Origin of the sequence: Zwartia vadi, assembly GCF_030410375.1 — a bacterium.
In the GTDB taxonomy this organism is placed as follows: domain Bacteria; phylum Pseudomonadota; class Gammaproteobacteria; order Burkholderiales; family Burkholderiaceae_B; genus Zwartia; species Zwartia vadi.
On sequence record NZ_JAUHHE010000020.1, the window covers coordinates 1 to 16,650 of the forward strand.

At 53.3% G+C, this 16,650-nt stretch carries 13 protein-coding genes, 1 rRNA gene and 1 other RNA gene; 13 read left to right on the forward strand and 2 right to left on the reverse strand.

Annotation, left to right across the window (positions count from 1 at the left end; translation table 11 throughout):
• Positions 1 to 205 precede the first annotated feature (205 nt).
• A 5S ribosomal RNA gene (gene rrf / locus QWY27_RS14270) occupies positions 206 to 318 on the forward strand.
• A 178-nt stretch (positions 319 to 496) separates the two neighbouring features.
• Positions 497 to 853, forward strand: a complete 357-nt coding sequence (locus QWY27_RS14275; RefSeq protein ID WP_290199096.1) for a DUF4870 family protein — start codon at positions 497 to 499, stop codon at positions 851 to 853.
• A gap of 88 nt (positions 854 to 941) precedes the next feature.
• Here QWY27_RS14275 and QWY27_RS14280 read toward each other — a convergent pair whose 3' ends face one another.
• Positions 942 to 1,334: an SWIB/MDM2 domain-containing protein gene (locus tag QWY27_RS14280; RefSeq protein WP_290199097.1), complete on the reverse strand. Its 393-nt coding sequence runs from the start codon at positions 1,332 to 1,334 to the stop codon at positions 942 to 944.
• Positions 1,335 to 1,511: 177 nt separating this feature from the next.
• Between QWY27_RS14280 and QWY27_RS14285 the strand changes: the two genes are divergently transcribed.
• On the forward strand, positions 1,512 to 2,699 hold the full coding sequence (locus QWY27_RS14285) for a M20 aminoacylase family protein (protein ID WP_290199098.1): 1,188 nt from the start codon (positions 1,512 to 1,514) through the stop codon (positions 2,697 to 2,699).
• Between the two features lie 73 nt (positions 2,700 to 2,772).
• Positions 2,773 to 3,828, forward strand: coding sequence for a dihydroorotase (gene pyrC / locus QWY27_RS14290; protein ID WP_435433490.1), 1,056 nt, complete (start codon positions 2,773 to 2,775; stop codon positions 3,826 to 3,828).
• Between the two features lie 40 nt (positions 3,829 to 3,868).
• On the opposite strand, the gene QWY27_RS14295 is transcribed toward pyrC, so the two are convergent.
• Positions 3,869 to 5,695, reverse strand: coding sequence for an ATP-binding cassette domain-containing protein (locus QWY27_RS14295; protein ID WP_290199099.1), 1,827 nt, complete (start codon positions 5,693 to 5,695; stop codon positions 3,869 to 3,871).
• Between the two features lie 90 nt (positions 5,696 to 5,785).
• On the opposite strand from QWY27_RS14295, the gene rnpB reads away from it, so the two are divergent.
• The 9 genes from rnpB (at position 5,786) to ftsW (ending at position 16,649) form a co-directional block, all read left to right on the forward strand.
• An RNA gene (rnpB, locus tag QWY27_RS14300) (RNase P RNA component class A) lies at positions 5,786 to 6,194 on the forward strand.
• A gap of 244 nt (positions 6,195 to 6,438) precedes the next feature.
• A complete protein-coding gene (gene mraZ, locus QWY27_RS14305; protein WP_290199101.1) occupies positions 6,439 to 6,867 on the forward strand; it encodes a division/cell wall cluster transcriptional repressor MraZ in 429 nt (142 codons plus the stop codon).
• 3 nt (positions 6,868 to 6,870) lie between these two features.
• Positions 6,871 to 7,938 (forward strand): 16S rRNA (cytosine(1402)-N(4))-methyltransferase RsmH, encoded by a 1,068-nt coding sequence (rsmH, locus tag QWY27_RS14310; RefSeq protein WP_435433491.1) that lies wholly within the window; start codon positions 6,871 to 6,873, stop codon positions 7,936 to 7,938.
• Entirely contained in the window at positions 7,938 to 8,213 is a 276-nt protein-coding gene (gene ftsL / locus QWY27_RS14315; RefSeq protein WP_290199102.1) for a cell division protein FtsL, read from the forward strand. The genes rsmH and ftsL overlap by 1 nt, the downstream gene beginning before the upstream one ends.
• Positions 8,210 to 9,940: a peptidoglycan D,D-transpeptidase FtsI family protein gene (locus QWY27_RS14320; protein WP_290199103.1), complete on the forward strand. Its 1,731-nt coding sequence runs from the start codon at positions 8,210 to 8,212 to the stop codon at positions 9,938 to 9,940. Before ftsL ends, QWY27_RS14320 begins: the two co-directional genes overlap by 4 nt.
• The gene (gene murF / locus QWY27_RS14325; RefSeq protein WP_290199104.1) at positions 9,937 to 12,771 is read left to right on the forward strand and encodes a bifunctional UDP-N-acetylmuramoyl-L-alanyl-D-glutamate--2,6-diaminopimelate ligase MurE/UDP-N-acetylmuramoyl-tripeptide--D-alanyl-D-alanine ligase MurF; all 2,835 of its coding nucleotides are present in this window, start codon (positions 9,937 to 9,939) and stop codon (positions 12,769 to 12,771) included. Before QWY27_RS14320 ends, murF begins: the two co-directional genes overlap by 4 nt.
• Complete coding sequence (gene mraY, locus QWY27_RS14330) at positions 12,761 to 13,933, forward strand: phospho-N-acetylmuramoyl-pentapeptide-transferase (protein ID WP_290199105.1); 1,173 nt, start codon at positions 12,761 to 12,763, stop codon at positions 13,931 to 13,933. The genes murF and mraY overlap by 11 nt, the downstream gene beginning before the upstream one ends.
• Complete coding sequence (gene murD / locus QWY27_RS14335; RefSeq protein ID WP_290199106.1) at positions 13,930 to 15,462, forward strand: UDP-N-acetylmuramoyl-L-alanine--D-glutamate ligase; 1,533 nt, start codon at positions 13,930 to 13,932, stop codon at positions 15,460 to 15,462. Before mraY ends, murD begins: the two co-directional genes overlap by 4 nt.
• Entirely contained in the window at positions 15,459 to 16,649 is a 1,191-nt protein-coding gene (gene ftsW / locus QWY27_RS14340) for a putative lipid II flippase FtsW (protein ID WP_290199107.1), read from the forward strand. The genes murD and ftsW overlap by 4 nt, the downstream gene beginning before the upstream one ends.
• The last annotated feature ends 1 nt before the right edge of the window (position 16,650 follow it).

Sequence of the window (16,650 nt, forward strand, 5' to 3'; positions counted from 1 at the left end):
CCTACAGGTTAAAGACCTGATTGTTGTAGAGTTAAAGTGCCGTTCAAATAATTATGTACATATTAAGATATGTAAGGTAGTCAAAACATCCAACCCGTGTTCAAACGAAAACACGTCATGCTTCTTCTCAGATTGGAATGCGCAAAGCGCACGCGAGCAGACCCTTGAGGTCGGCGCTGTGCCTCTGAGCATTCAACAAGCTACGCTTGACGACCATAGCGAGGTGGTCCCACCCCTTCCCATCCCGAACAGGACCGTGAAACACCTTAGCGCCGATGATAGTGGACGTACGTCTGTGAAAGTAGGTCATCGTCAAGCTCTTACCCTCAAAACCCCTCAGGTCCGCCTGAGGGGTTTTGTCTTTGTGGATTTCGAATATTTTTACATGCAGGTCGTCATTCATTCAGTTCAGTTTGTCATTCATTCAGGTAAGATTATTAGCGTGTCCAGTTGAGCCAGTTCACCTCATGGACGAATTAACCAAGGAGTGCTGCATATGTCGAACGAACAAAATTCTGAGGGCAAGTCGCCTATTGATTTGCGCACGCTCACGCATGTCGCCTATGGACTTTTCGCAATTGGATTATTAAGTGGCGGAATGTTTGGCGTCGCGACGATTGCAGCGATGGTCTTGCTTTACGTCAAGCGACCCGATGCAGCAGGCACATTCTATGCTGCGCATTTTGACTGGCTCATGCAGACTTTCTGGTGGGGACTTCTTGCCTTGATTATCAGCGGTATCGCGACGTATATCTACATTGGTTGGATAGGTGTTGTTGCTACAGGTATCTGGATTTTGTACCGGTTAATCAAGGGGTGGCTTGCGCTGCTCGAATCAAGCGCACCCAATTGATGATTTGATCATTGCGTGGCGGGAGCGGTTAAACAAAAAGGGCGCTGAAAGCGCCCTTTTGACATGCAAGACAGTCTGATCAGAAAGCTTATTTCAGATGGCCGCTGACGATTTTGGTCAGTTCGAACATTGAGACTTGAGCTTTGCCAAACAGAGGCTTGAGTTTTTCGTCAGCATTGATGTTGCGACGATTCTTTGGGTCCTGGAGGTCGTGCTTTTTAATGTAGTCCCAGATTTTCTTGGTGACTTCCGTGCGTGGCACAGCGGCAGCGCCGATCACAGCAGCCAGAACAGCGCTTGGCGTCAATGCCTTCATGAAAGCGGCATTAGGTGTGCGCGCAACTTTCTTGGCAGCTGGTTTTGCTGCAGCAGTTTTCTTTACCGCAACTTTTTTCGCTGCAGGTGCCTTGGCAGCGACTTTTTTTGCAGCAACTTTTTTGACAGCGACTTTCTTTGCAGCTGGTTTCTTGGCGGTGGCCATATGGGCTCTCCTAGTGGAACAGATTAATGTGCACAACGGGCGCAGCATAACGCTTCTTAGGATGAAAGACAAAGAATTTATAGAGAACGTAGCGAAATTGTCTCAATTCATTCGTTTTTGTGCGGGAAAGGTAAACTCTTAAAACTAATCAACCCTAATTTCGACATCCTCAAAACTATGCAACCAAGATCCCCACTTGCTGCAATTCAACAGTTTCACCAAGAATTGGTGGCAGTTCGCCGAGATTTACATGCCAATCCCGAGATCGGCTTTCAGGAAATCAGGACATCCGGAATTGTGGCTGGAGCGCTGACTGCGCTTGGCGTTGAGGTGCATCGCGGTATTGGTAAAACTGGTGTAGTGGGAGTGATCCGGGGACAACGGACTGACTCTGGAAAGATGATTGGACTGCGGGCGGACATGGACGCACTTCCAATGAATGAAGAGAGTTCCGCAGAATATTGTTCGACCGTTCCGGGCATGATGCATGCTTGTGGTCACGATGGCCATACCACTATCCTGCTCGGTACTGCTAAGTACCTGATGCAGAATAGAAACTTCAATGGCACTGCGGTGTTGATCTTTCAGCCGGCTGAAGAAGGCTTGGGTGGTGCCAAGGCAATGGTCGATGATGGGCTGTTTGAGCGGTTCCCTTGCGACGCAATTTATGCCTTGCACAATTGGCCAGGATTGCCCGCTGGTGTGGTTGGTATCAATCCAGGACCGATGATGGCTGCCTCTGACAAGTTTGAAATCAACATTCAAGGTCGGGGAGGCCATGGTGCGCACCCTTATCAGACCATCGATCCGATTGTAGTGGCTGCAAATATGGTGACAGCGTTGCAGACCGTCGTGTCTCGCAATGTGCATCCTCTTGAAGCTGCCGTGTTGTCCTTTGGACACATCCATGCAGGGGCAGCAACAGCGGCGAGTGTCATTCCCGGTCAGGCCAAGTTAGTGGGAACGGTTAGAACCTTTAGCGATACTGTTCAACAACTTGTTCAAGCACGTATGCAGGTGATTATCGACTCGATCGCGCAGGCGTATGGCGCTTCGGTCGAATTCAACTACCTGCGCAACTACCCCGCAACGGTCAACACCGCAGCGAATGCGCATTTTGTGGCTGATGTTGCAACTGAGTTATTCGGTGCAGATAAAGTTGTAAGAGATATGACGCCCTCGATGGGCTCCGAGGATTTTTCTTTTATGCTTAAAAAAATCCCTGGCGCTTATTTCCGACTCGGACAGGGTGGAGCAGAGCAGGGCAGATTTTTACACAATCCGAAATTTGATTTCAATGACGAGGTGATTCCGGTAGGGAGCGCAACCTTTGCAGCCCTTGTAGAGCGGAGCATGCCACTCTAACGCCGCATCGTTTTATTCCAGTTCGTTCTTTGAGTTCTTTCAACCACAAACTATTAGCATCCATCAGGCAAGCATGACACAGACTACGCTCACGATTACCCGTCCAGACGACTGGCACTTGCATTTGCGCGACGCCGAAGCACTCAAGGCAGTCGTGGGTGACACTGCTCGGCAGTTTGCCCGTGCGATTGTGATGCCCAACTTGAAACCTCCCGTGACGACCGCGGCGTTGGCTAATGCGTATCGAGAGCGGATCGAGCAAGCGCTGGCCTTTGCTGGTGTGCCTGCAGGAAGTTTCAAGCCTTTGATGACCTTGTATCTGACTGACAATACACAACCAGCAGATGCCGTGCATGCGTATGAGTCTGGCGCAGCCGTGGCATACAAACTCTATCCAGCGGGCGCTACGACCAACTCTGATGCGGGCGTTACGGATCTATTGGCTCGTTGTAGTGCAGTGCTTGAAGCAATGCAGCGCATCGGGATGCCATTGTTAGTGCATGGCGAGGTGACGGATCCAGCGGTTGATGTGTTTGATCGTGAGGCGCTGTTTATCGATCGCGTGATGATTCCTTTGCGCAAAGCGTTTCCGGCTCTGAAAGTTGTCTTCGAACACATCACCACCAAGCAGGGCGCTGAGTATGTGCGTGACGCAGAGGGTCCGATCGCAGCGACCATTACCGCGCAACACCTGCTGTACAACCGGAATGCAATTTTTCAGGGTGGCGTGCGGCCACATTACTATTGTTTGCCGATACTGAAACGTGAAACGCATCGACTGGCACTCGTTGAGGCGGCCACGAGCGATAGTCCGCGCTTCTTTTTGGGGACCGACAGTGCGCCACACTCAAAAGGTCTCAAAGAGCATGCTTGTGGTTGTGCAGGGTGCTATACGGCGCTTCACGCGTTAGAGCTGTATGCCACCGCTTTTGATGGTGTTGGCAAGATCCATCAGCTCGAGGCATTTGCCAGCTTCCGTGGCCCGGATTTTTATGGTTTGCCGCGTAATACCGGAACCTTGACGCTGGAACGCGGAGACTTTGCGATCCCCGCGGAGCTGCCGTTTGGTAAAGAGACGATTGTGCCCTTGGCTGCAGGTGAAACGCTCAAGTGGCGTGTACGCTATTAACGCCCTCTGATCCCGATAGGCATCAAAGGGCTGTTGCGTATTAGGACTGTCTTGCCTCGAGTGCTTCCCAGCGTGCAAAGTGCTTGAGCAATAGTCCATCGATTTCGGTGAGTCTGGCCTGAATCGTCGTGAGTTTGGCTGGATCATTTTTGTAAAGCTCGCCATTACCCATTTCCGCAACAAGTGTCTCCTGCTCTTGCTCGAGTTTTTGAATGTCGAGCGGGAGTTGTTCAAGCTCTTTTATTTCCCAGGGTGCGAGCTTGGCAGCGCGAGGCTTTGTGGTGGTTTGTGCTTGAACGCCAGAGACAGTCGAGCTCGATGTCTGGGTGCTGGGCTTGAGTTGATCGATTGCGGATGGGCCCTTGGTTGCTTTGCGTTGTCTTTCCCAGTCTGCATAGCCACCCACATAGTCTTTCCAGTGTCCATTGCCTTCGCTTGCGATGGTCTGTGTCACAACATTATCCAGAAATGTCCGGTCGTGACTGACGAGCAAAACGGTGCCTGGATAGTCTTGTAATAGCTCTTCGAGTAGTTCGAGCGTTTCGATGTCGAGATCGTTGGTGGGTTCGTCGAGCACCAGAATGTTGGCGGGGCGAGCAAACAAGCGTGCCAAAAGCAATCGCGCCCGTTCGCCGCCCGATAGGCTTTTGACAGGAGAGTGCGCACGGGCGGGTGCGAATAAAAAATCTCCCAGATAACTCATGACATGTTTGCGCGTCCCGCCTATCTCAATCCATTCACTGCCGGGGTTGATGACATCCGCGAGCGTGGCATTTTCATCGAGCTGGCTACGCATCTGATCAAAATAAGCCACGCTTAAATTCGTGCCTAATTTAACGGTGCCCGTATCAGGAGCTAGAGTGCCGAGGATCAGCTTGAGGAGAGTGGATTTTCCGGCACCGTTCGGGCCGATCAAGCCGATGCGATCACCGCGCATGATGGTGGTGGAATAGTCTTTGACGACACAGCGATCACCGAAGGACTTGCTGACCTGTTCGAGCTCGGCAACGAGTTTGCCTGAACGCTGCCCTGAGTCGATTGCGAGATTGACATTGCCTTGGCGATCACGTCTGTCCGCGCGTTCGCGGCGCAGTTGTTCAAGCCTGCGCACGCGACCTTCGTTGCGTGTGCGGCGCGCTTCGACACCTTTGCGTATCCATATTTCCTCTTGGGCGAGCAACTTGTCAAAGCGCGCGTTTTCAAGTCGCTGTGACTCAAGCCATTGCGCCTTTCGTACCTGCCACTCAGAGAAGTTTCCTGGAAAGCTCAGTAATGCACCGCGATCGAGTTCGACAATGCGCGTGGCGATTGCATCGAGAAAGCGGCGATCGTGCGTGATGACAATCGCGCTGCCAGGCCATTGCTTCAAGGTGCTTTCCAGCCAGGCAATGCCATCGAGATCCAGATGGTTGGTAGGCTCATCCAGCAAAAGCAAGCTGGGCTCATTGGCCATGGCACTAATAAGGGCGACACGCTTGCGCATTCCGCCCGAGAGTGTGCCGACAATGGCATCTGGCGGCAGGCCGAGTTTGTCGATCAGGGCACGCACACGAGAGGCTCTGTTCCAGTCTTCGCTATCTGGGTCGTACTCGCCAAACACTGCTTGTTCGATGGTGAGCGTCTCGTCGATCTGAGGCTCTTGCTCGACGGTCGCTACCTTGACGTGTCCTGCAATGTTGATTGCGCCATCATCGGGTTGCGTGCGTCCGTCCAACAAACGTAGCAAGGAGGATTTGCCTGCGCCGTTGCGTCCAATCAAGCCTATGCGTTCGTGGGCATGAATGGTCAGGTCTGCGCCATCAAGAAGGGGGTGATGTCCATATGCGAGGTGAACGTCGTTGAGGGTGATCAGGGCTTGACTGGACATGTTGGATGTTTGATGCGGAAGCAATAAGAAGTTAAGTCCGCTATTGTCGCAGGAGTTGGCTTTGCCCGTATGGCTTTACAATGCGTATGCAAGGCAGATTGGGCAATCGCGGTGCGTCAGGCATCGAGGAAGGTCCGGACTCCATCGGGCAGGATAACGGTTAACGACCGTCCGTCGTCTCGCGTGCAAGCGCGAAGGCGGCGAGGACTAGGGCCACAGAGACGAGTCTGCAGTGAGGGTGTGCCGCAAGGCGCACTCCGCCACGGTATAGCCGTGGTGCAGGGTCCGCGTGCGGATCGGGCACTGCAGGGTGAAACGCGGCAACCTCTATCCGGAGCAACACCAAATAGGCATGCGTGTGGTTTCGGCCATGACGGGCGGCTCCGTCCAAGTATGCGGGTAGGTGGCTAGAGCATTTCAGCAATGAAATGCCCAGAGGAATGATTGCCAACCCATGCGAATGGGTTTACAGAATCCGGCCTATAGATCTGTCTTGCACTTCATGCTCACGGTACACGTCGTTCGATACTAGGGTTATCCCTGTATTAAGTGTTGATATTCAACATTTACTAGCTGTGCCAATCCCCTGATTTATTTGATTATTTCGTTTTTGTAACATATGCAAAAACGCTTCTAAGTCCTTGTCTCCATTGAAAAAAATCCAATTTCCAGCTTGACCAGATTTAATCCTTCACTTAGAGTGGTGAAAAGTGCATATTTGTGCAACTAAGTGGGGTAAATCGGTGTTTCAAGGAAGTAGTGCGCTCACGCTGGATGCAAAGGGACGGATCAACATTCCGACTCGGCATCGCGACGCTCTGATTGAGCAGGCGCAAGGCTGTCTGACGATTACGCGACACCCCGATGGCTGCCTGCTGGTTTATCCCCGTCCGGAATGGGAGCAAAAGCGCGAGCAGATCGCTGCTTTTCCAATGCAGGCGCGAGCACTCCAGCGCTTGTTATTGGGCAATGCCCAGGATGTTGAGATAGATGGCTCGGGTCGTGTGCTTGTCGCGCCGGAACTGAGGCTGGCGGCGGGTATGACCCGGGATTTGATGCTTTTAGGAATGGGTGCGCACTTCGAATTATGGGATGCCGCAGCATTGACGCGCCGAGAGGCTGCCGATTTGTCGCAAGGCATGGGTGATGTTTTAAATCAATTTTCGTTTTAGTCCGTGACAGTGTTCAGCCATCGGCCCGTGTTGCTCGAGCCGACTGTCGAAGCGTTGGTACAGCCAGACTATGGCAAGCGTGCCTCCAAGACATCGGCTAACACTGATGTCCAGACGGCCCGGCTATCCGGTGTCTTTGTTGATGCAACGTTTGGACGGGGCGGACATTCGAGATTGTTGTTGGAAAAGTTGTCATCAGACGCAAAGTTATTTGTGTTTGACAAGGATCCGCAGGCCATTGAGGTGGCGCAAGAGTTAGCTCGAGAGGACAGCCGAGTAATGGTGATCCACGCGGGTTTTGGCGACATGTTGGGTGCGTTGTCGGATCTGGGTGTCAGTGAAGTGGATGGCGTGATGTTGGATCTTGGGGTGTCATCACCACAGATTGACGATGCCGCCAGAGGTTTTTCTTTTATGCGTGAAGGTCCTCTCGATATGAGAATGGATACGACACGCGGTGAGACAGTGGCGCAATGGTTGGCGCTGGCTAGTATTGATGAGATGCGGGAGGTCATAGTTAGATATGGCGAAGAACGGTTTGCTTTTCAGATTGCAAAGGCGATTGCTGCTCGCCGCGCAACAAGTCCGCTGCTTACCACGCTCGACCTCGCCGAGCTCGTGTCAAGCACCGTCCGCACGCGCGAAAAGGGCCAGCATCCGGCTACACGCACCTTTCAAGCTTTACGGATTTACATCAATCGTGAGCTCCAAGAGCTCGAGAGCGCCCTCCAGGCAACTCTGACTTTATTAAAAACAGGCGGACGTATGGCCGTGATTAGCTTCCACTCGTTGGAAGATCGCGTTGTCAAGCAGTTCATTACCGCAGCATCCCGTCCGGAAGCTGCGTATGCCCGCCTCCCTCTGCGTGAAAGCGAAATGCCCCAGCCCGTTTTATTGGCGTTGGCGCGTGTACTCCCCTCGGATCATGAAATCAGTGAGAATCCGCGCGCGCGCTCGGCTGTCCTGCGCGTGGCGGAGCGTACGGCAACGCGCTTGCCCGCTGACGGTGCAGCTTCTTATATGCCTGCACCCGTCGCATCCTCCTCCCGGCATAAAAAAGGGAGTCGCTGATGGGTCGAGTCTGCGTCTTCGTTGCGATGATTTTGATGATGTCCGCGCTTTCGCTTGTGACAGCGCGTTATCAGGCACGGCAACTTTACGACCAGCTTGATCGTTATAAAGCAAAATCGCATGAACTCGAAATAGATTGGAGAAGGCTTCAGCTTGAGCGGGCTGCTGAGTCCAGCAACGCAAAGGTCGATCGCCTAGCTCGCGATGAGCTCAAGATGACAGGGATCGTGCCTGATCGCACGGTTTACATCACTCAGCAGGAAGGTGCGCGATGAAACGCATGCCTTTCTTTAAAAACCCAGTGCTGCACATGAGCTATCCGATGTGGCGTGGTCGCTTGTTGCTGATCTTGTTTGGCTTGGGGTTTTTGGTGTTGGCTGGGCGCGCAATTTATTTGCAAGGCATCACGACTGAATTTTTGCAGCAACAGGGTGTAAAACGATATGAGCACACGCTGACGCTGCATGCCAGTCGCGGGAAAATCCTCGACCGCCATGGTGTTGTATTGGCCGCGAGTATTCCGGCTAATGCGATTGCGTTTCAACCTCGTCAGCATCGTGAAACGTCTGCAGCGAAAATGCAGAGCCTGGCAGAGTTGCTCGATATGCCGATTGGTGAATTACGCAAGAGGATGGCAGATGAAAAAAGAAATTTCATCTATCTCAAACGCCAGGTTCCAATTGATGTTGCCAAGAAAATTGACAAACTTCGTATCTCCGGCATTAGCTTGCATCCGGACAATCGTCGTTTTTACCCCGAAGGTGAAGTAACCGGAAATATTGTCGGGCTCAATAACCTCGATGATAAAGGGCAAGAGGGTGTCGAGCTTGCCTTCAATGATCAGCTTGCCGGCCGCGCAGGCAGTCGCCGCGTGATGAAAGACCGGATGGGTCGTAATATCGATGACGTGCGTGAGATTGATACGCCTGAGGATGGTCGCGACATCAAGCTTTCCATCGATACCCGGATTCAGTTTCAAGTCTATCGCGCACTTCAAGAGGCGATGATCACGACGAAAGCGAAAGGCGCTGCGGCGGTCGTGATTGATGTCAAAACTGGAGAAATTCTCGCGCTTGGCAATATGCCTACCTATGATCCAAATAAGCGGGAGTCCTTTCGAAGCGGAAACATGAGAAATCAGGCGTTGACGGATACGTTCGAGCCTGGATCGATCATGAAACCGTTCACGGTCGCGCTGGCACTGGATCTCAAGCGCATTACCCCTACTACGCAATTCAAAACAGGAAACGGGAAGTTTTACTACCAGGGTTCAACCATTAGTGATGTCAAACCTAATGGTGTGCTCGATACCGGCGGCATCTTGCTCAAGTCGAGCAATATCGGGATGACCTTGATTTCAGAAAAGCTTGAGTCACGTGAAATGTGGGCGCGCTTTAATGAACTGGGTTTAGGCCAGGTCCCGCAAACGGGTTTTCCCGGAGCGGCAGCCGGTCGCCTGAGACCCTGGGAACGTTGGCGTTTGATTGAAAAGGCCACGATGTCATACGGCTATGGCTTGTCTGTTTCTTTGTTGCAGATGGCACGGGCTTATACGGCTTTTGCGCGCGATGGTGACATGGTCGGATTGTCATTGCTTAAACGCGATCACGCCTTGGCCTCGACTCAGATATATTCACCTGATGTCGCGAGACGGGTTCGTTTGATGCTCGAAGCATCCGCAGGACCCGATGGCTCCAAAGCGGCTGCCGTGCAGGGGTATCGTGTAGCCGGCAAGAGCGGCACCGCGCGAAAAATTGTAGACGGCAAATACAGCACGAGTCGTTATCGTGGCTCGTTCGTAGGTTTTGCCCCGGTCTCTGATCCACGGATTGTCGTAGCCGTCACAATTGATGAGCCCGGTGCGGGAGCCTATTATGGTGGCTTGGTTGCGGCACCAGTATTTTCCTCGATTGTTGGAAGCACTCTCAGAATCATGGGTGTGAAGCCTGATGCCCCGTTTGCTTCATCGGTCGTCGCTGCGAGTCCGGGAGGTGCACGATGACGCGCTCAGTGCTGATCGATGACCGTACCTCCGACGAAAATCTGATCGCTCTTTTGCGAAGCGCCATCGAATGTGGCGCGCATTGGTTCGCCGATTCGCGGGTGATATCGCAAGGCGATGTGTTCGTTGCCTATCCGGGTAAACAAGGCGACGGTCGTGATTTTGTCGACTCAGCGATTGCACGCGGCGCTAGCGCAGTGTTGCTGCATGTGGATGACGCGCAAAGTTGGCAGGCTGTTGACTACCCCGTACCAGTTTTTTCTGTGCTGGGACTCAAATCGCGATTGGGTGCGCTGGCCGATCTCTGGTACGACACGCCGTCAGCTTATCTGACCGTCATTGCGGTGACAGGTACAAACGGTAAAACAAGTTGTGTGGACTGGTTGTCGCAAGCTTTGAAAGGTGATGGTCAGAAAGTGGGTGTGATTGGCACCTTGGGCGTGACGTATCCGGATGGTCGTCTGGTGCCCGGACAACTGACAACGCCTGATGTGATTTCCGTTCATCGCCTCTTGGCAATGTTGCGCGAAGCAGGTGCTGTATACGTCGCGATGGAGGCCTCTTCTATCGGTATTGATCAGGGGCGCCTCGAGGGTGTGCGCATCCGTATGGCAGGTTTCACGAATTTGTCGCGAGATCATCTTGATTATCATCAGACGATGCAAGCCTATGAGGCTGCAAAGTCAAAGTTGTTCGCCTGGCCGGGTTTGAAATGCGCGGTGTTGAACCTCGATGATCCTGTGGGTGTTCGACTGTCTCACAGCGTGACAGTCCAGCGCTTGACCTACAGCATCTCCAATCAAGCGGATAGTGCGACACTCATTGCCAGCGATGTCCTCGCTACACCCGCTGGCAAGGCCTTTATCCTGAAAGCCGAGGGTAAGCAGGTGCAGGTGCAGAGCCGTGCGCTGGGCAGACATAATGTGTCCAATCTTTTGTGTGTTGCCGGTCTGCTTTGCTCGCTTGGTTGGGATCTTTCCAAAATCAGTCGGGCGATCGCGCAACTGGAGCCTGTAGATGGCAGGCTCGAGCGCGTGTCGCCGCTGTTGATGGATGTTGCCGTACCTGCCGTGGTTGTTGATTATGCGCATACCCCCGACGCACTGGAGCGCGTGCTCAGAACCTTGCGTACGATGGCACAGTCTCGCGCGGGACGTCTTTGGTGCGTATTCGGATGTGGCGGCAACAGAGATGCGGGAAAACGTCCCATCATGGGCGCTGTGGCGCAACGTCTCGCTGACCAAGTGATTGTGACGAGTGATAATCCGCGCGATGAAGATCCTGCGACGATCATGGCTGCAATCATCGGTGGTATCCCGGGTCAAGTAAACAACGTCCAAATGATTCAGTCGCGTGCTCAGGCGATCCTTCATGCAGTGCTTGGCGCAGAGACCAAGGATGTGATCTTGATCGCAGGCAAAGGCCACGAGACCTATCAGGAAGTTCGCGGAGTTAGACAAGACTTTGATGACCGTCATTGGGCGCAGGCAGCATATATGCTGCTGCAAGAGCGACCCGTGCAAACGGACTCGCGCAAACTGGATGTTGGCGCAGTGTTTGTCGCTTTGCGTGGTGAAAATTTTGATGGACATGCTTATTTAAAGCAAGTCGCCGAGCTTGGCGCTTGCGCGGCCTTGGTGGAAAAGGCCGATCCGACAGTCGCTTTGCCGCAGATTGAGCTGGGTGATACCCGCGTGGCGCTTGGCGCATTGGGGCATGCATGGCGGCAGCGATTCGCAATCCCCATGATCGCTGTCACTGGCAGCAATGGCAAAACCACAACCAAGGAAATGATTGCTGCAATTCTGGCTGCTTGGCTGGGTGCCGAGCGCCGACTGGCAACAATTGGTAATTTAAATAATGAGCTGGGCGTGCCGCTGACCTTGATGAGATTGCGTGCAGTCCATCAGGCGGCTGTGATCGAGCTGGGCATGAATCATCCCGGTGAGATCGAGGTGCTGGCTGAAATGGTTGAGCCAACTGTGGCGCTTGTGAATAACGCACAGAGAGAGCACCAGGAATTTATGGCAAGTGTTGAGGCCGTTGCGCGCGAGAATGCGGCGGTTTTTTCATGCCTGCGCGCGGATGGCGTCAAGGTCTTTCCGGCGGACGAAGAGTTTACTGCGCTTTGGGCAAGCTTGGCTGTTGAGCATCCTTCGCTGCGTTTCGGTATGACCGAGCACGCAGATGTTTGGTCGAGCAATATCGAATCGGATGCTTTGGGCTCACGCTTTACGCTCAATCTTCCAGCGGGTCGGACGTGTCAAATCGCCTTGCCCGTACCTGGTATGCATAACGTGCGCAATGCCCTGGCCGCGGCCGCATGCGCCTGGTCGGCAGGTGCGCCGGTGGATGCGATCATCGAGGGCTTGAATGGTTTTCAAGCCGTGTCTGGTCGTATGCAAACGCACCGCCTGGAGGGGCAGCGGGTACTGATCGACGATACATACAACGCCAATCCAGACTCTGTACGTGCCGCGATTGATGTGTTGGCAAGCTTGCCTGCTCCGCGCGTGCTTGTTTTAGGTGATATGGGAGAGGTTGGCGATAACGGTCCTGCCATGCATCGTGAAGTCGGCGAGTATGCCCGCGCGCGCGGCGTGGAATATCTGCTGACCTTAGGAGAGGCGACACGCGAGAGTGCGCAGGCCTTTGGTACGCAGGCCGTGATTGGCGCATCGGCCGAGGAGTTGTGCGAGTATTTACTCGCATTACCGGTCAGGAGCGTGCTGGTAAAGGGGTCACGATTCATGCGCATGGAGCGCATCGTGAAAGAATATCTAAAAGCAACAGGGGTCAATCCCGGGGAAGTGGTGAAGCATGCTGTATGAACTGTTCGGCTGGATAGCAGACAATCACATACGCAGCTTTGCGGTGTTTGAATACATCACCTTGCGAGCTGTGCTTGCGTGTGCGACCTCATTGCTGATCGGTTTGATCGCGGGCCCTTATGTGATCGGACGCTTAACCTCGCTGAAGATCGGACAGGCTGTGCGTGCCAATGGACCGCAAACACACCTCATCAAGACAGGGACTCCCACGATGGGAGGCGCGTTGATTCTGATTTCGATCGGCGTCAGTACCTTGCTTTGGGCCGACTGGACAAATCGTTTTGTTTGGGTCGTTTTGCTTGTGACCTTTGGTTATGGTTGGATCGGCTGGGTGGATGATTACCGTAAAGTGGTGTATCGCGATCCTGAGGGAATGCCCGCCCGCAAGAAATTCTTCTGGCAAGCCTTGATTGGTCTGATCGCGGCGGTTTATCTCACTTTCGCCGTTTCTGCGCCTGCTACCGCAAACATCTGGCCGCTGATGCGTGATTGGGTGATGAGCGGCTTCACGATCGATTTGCCCACACGCACGGATTTGATGGTGCCTTTTTTCAAAACGATTACGTACCCCTTGGGCGTATTTGGATTTGTCGCACTGAGCTGGTTTGTGATTGTTGGAACAAGTAACGCGGTCAATCTGACAGATGGCTTAGATGGCTTGGCGATTATGCCGACAGTCATGGTGGGTTCCGCACTTGGAATATTTGCCTATGTCGTGGGTCGTGTCGACTATTCAAAATATCTGTTGTTCCCTTATGTGCCGGGTGCTGGTGAGTTGATGGTGCTTTGCGCGGCTCTGGCAGGTGCTGGCCTTGCGTTTTTATGGTTCAACGCGCATCCCGCCCAGGTGTTCATGGGGGATGTCGGCGCGCTTGCTTTGGGCGGCATGCTCGGGACGATCGCCATCATTGTGCGCCAGGAAATTGTGCTCTTCATTATGGGTGGAGTTTTTGTCGCCGAGACTGTGTCGGTGATGGTTCAGGTGTTTTGGTTCAAGTACACCAAACGAAAATATGGAGAGGGTAGACGGGTCCTGCGTATGGCGCCCCTGCATCACCATTTCGAAGTTGGTGGCTGGAAAGAAACCCAGGTCGTGATCAGGTTTTGGATCATCAGCATGATGCTGGTGTTAATTGGTTTGTCTTCCTTGAAGATTCGATGAGCGAAACAGCTTTAGCCTCTAACTTTCCCGCGCGAGTCCTGATTCTGGGGCTTGGCGAGACAGGCATTGCCGCAGCACGATGGTGCGCGCGCAATGGGGCATTGCTGCGCGTTGCAGACACACGCGCCCATCCCGCCGGGCTCAATGAACTGAAAGAAATGCTGGCGCCTGAAAGCGTGGCATGGCATCTGGGCTGCGAAGTCTTTGACGAGTCGTTGCTTGATGGAATCGATCAGCTTATCCTGAGCCCTGGTTTAGTGCCCGGTCTGTCACCTGTGCGTGAGTTACTTGAGGCCGCAACGACTCGTCAAATTGAAATTATTGGTGAGATCGAGCTGTTTGCCCGTGCGTTGACTGACTTGAAAACCTCGCGCGACTACACACCCAAGGTGTTGGGCGTCACAGGTACGAATGGCAAAACAACGGTCACTGCGTTGACCCGCCGCATGCTTGAGTCTGCCGGGCTGCGGGCCCGTGCCGCCGGTAACATCAGTCCTGCCGCGTTGCATGCATTGATGGATGCGCTGGATCAAAATGATCTGCCTGATGTCTGGGTGCTCGAGCTATCGAGCTTTCAGCTGGAGACTACGCGCAGTTTGCACATGACGGCCGCGACCGTTCTGAATTTGACCCAGGACCATCTTGACTGGCATGTCACGATGCAAGCTTATAGCGCGGCCAAGGCGCGTATTTTCAGCATGGCCGACCAATGGATCTTGAATCGCGATGATCCGAACGTGATGGCATTGGTCGAGTCAGTGAGCGCCATGCAAGCAAGAAGCTTCGGTCGCGATACGCCGATGTTGACGGGTGATGTGGGGATTGAAACCAGCCACGATGTCATGTGGTTATGTTCATCCGAGGCGACGGAGTTTGAGGACGATTTGCCCGTACCCGTCCGTCGTAAGAAAAATGCCCCAGCACCCACTCGCTCCGCAGGTCGTATGGTGCGCTTGATGCCGGTCGATGCGCTTGGCATCAAGGGTTTGCATAACGCCCTGAATTGTCAGGCCGCGCTGCTCCTGGGTCGTGCCTGCGGTGCGACATGGGCGCCAATGTTGCGTGCGGCCTCCGAGTATGTTGGCGAACCCCATCGTATGGAGTTTGTCCGTAGTGTCCGCGGCATAGACTTTTTTAATGACAGCAAGGGTACGAACGTTGGCGCCACGGCTGCCGGACTTGAGGGGCTGGGACGCAGGATTGTGTTGATCGCCGGTGGTGTGGGTAAAGGTCAAGATTTTGAACCGTTGATTCCGGTAGTGAAACGGCATGTTTCTGCGATGGTACTGATTGGACAGGATGCGACGATCATGTCTCAAGTACTTGCTCCGTCCGGTGTGACCTCAGTGTTTGCAAAAGATATGAAAGAGGCTGTCGAGTTAGCCTTTGAGCATGCCCAAGAAGGCGATGCCATTGTGCTGTCTCCGGCTTGCGCGAGCTTTGACATGTTCAAGAACTACCCCCATCGCGGTCAGGTATTTATGGGAGCAGTGACGGATCTTGCACTTGACCAGGGGGAGATCGTATGAGTCTCTTCGCCGAACTCACTGGTAGCGTCAATGCGGTTTCGCCTGGTCGCACGACCATGCGTAACTACGATTTGCCGCTTGTGATCGCGACAAGCATCCTGGTGGGGCTGGGTATTTTGATGGTGTATTCGGCTGCGATTGCTTTGGCCGATGGTCCCCGCGCGAATTACGGACGATTCTCTTTTGTGTTGCGACAAGCGGCTTTTTTTGGCGTGGGAATGTTCGTCGGGACGATGGTCCTGACCGTACCTATGCAGGCATGGCGACGCATGACGATCGGCTTGTTTTTGTTCGCCATCTTATTGCTCGTGTTGGTGATCATTCCCGGGATTGGCAGAAAAGTAAACAATGCGATGCGTTGGTTGCCGATCGGACCTGTCACGTTCCAGCCTTCTGAATTAATGAAATTTGCAGTGATTCTTTTCACAGCTGATTACGTCATACGTAAAAAAGAATATTTGCAAAGCTTTATTAGAGGCTTTCTGCCGATTGCATTGATTTTGGCTGTTGTCGCCTATTTGCTCCTCAAAGAGCCAGATTTGGGCGCACTGATGGTGATCGTTGCGATTTCCATGGGCATTCTATTCTTAGGCGGAATTAACGCGAGGATTTTTTCCTCTCTCGCTGGTGTTTTATTAGCAGGCTTTTCACTCATCATCTGGCTTTCACCCTGGCGACGTGAGCGTGTATTTGCTTACTTGGATCCCTGGAATCCTGAATACGCACAGTCAACTGCATATCAATTGTCACATTCCTTGATGGCAGTCGGACGCGGAGAGTGGACCGGGGTGGGTCTGGGAGGGAGTGTAGAAAAACTTAACTATTTGCCAGAAGCGCATACTGACTTTATTGTGGCCGTGATCGGGGAAGAGTTGGGTTTTGTCGGGATTATGCTGGTCCTGGTTCTCTTTGCGATTGTGGTTCAGCGTTGTTTTGAAATCGGTCGGCAAGCGATCGCCATGGAACGCGTCTTTGGCGGCTTGGTTGCCCAAGGTGTCGGTCTGTGGTTTGGCGTCCAGTCGTTCATCAATATTGGCGTGTGTCTGGGTGTACTGCCGACCAAAGGCCTTACACTCCCTCTCGTCAGCTATGGTGGTTCGGGACTGTTGATGAACATGGTTGCGATCGCGATCGTCTTGCGCGTGGACTTCGAAAATCGAAACTTGATGAGAGGGGTCCGCACATGAC

Bases quoted from the DNA above. Each gene is read 5' to 3' on its own strand.
- QWY27_RS14275 (WP_290199096.1), top strand. From the start codon at position 497: ATGTCGAACGAACAAAATTCTGAGGGCAAGTCGCCTATTGATTTGCGC.
- QWY27_RS14280 (WP_290199097.1), bottom strand. From the start codon at position 1,334: ATGGCCACCGCCAAGAAACCAGCTGCAAAGAAAGTCGCTGTCAAAAAA.
- QWY27_RS14285 (WP_290199098.1), top strand. From the start codon at position 1,512: ATGCAACCAAGATCCCCACTTGCTGCAATTCAACAGTTTCACCAAGAA.
- pyrC (WP_435433490.1), top strand. From the start codon at position 2,773: ATGACACAGACTACGCTCACGATTACCCGTCCAGACGACTGGCACTTG.
- QWY27_RS14295 (WP_290199099.1), bottom strand. From the start codon at position 5,695: ATGTCCAGTCAAGCCCTGATCACCCTCAACGACGTTCACCTCGCATAT.
- ftsL (WP_290199102.1), top strand. From the start codon at position 7,938: ATGGGTCGAGTCTGCGTCTTCGTTGCGATGATTTTGATGATGTCCGCG.
- QWY27_RS14320 (WP_290199103.1), top strand. From the start codon at position 8,210: ATGAAACGCATGCCTTTCTTTAAAAACCCAGTGCTGCACATGAGCTAT.
- murF (WP_290199104.1), top strand. From the start codon at position 9,937: ATGACGCGCTCAGTGCTGATCGATGACCGTACCTCCGACGAAAATCTG.
- mraY (WP_290199105.1), top strand. From the start codon at position 12,761: ATGCTGTATGAACTGTTCGGCTGGATAGCAGACAATCACATACGCAGC.
- murD (WP_290199106.1), top strand. From the start codon at position 13,930: ATGAGCGAAACAGCTTTAGCCTCTAACTTTCCCGCGCGAGTCCTGATT.
- ftsW (WP_290199107.1), top strand. From the start codon at position 15,459: ATGAGTCTCTTCGCCGAACTCACTGGTAGCGTCAATGCGGTTTCGCCT.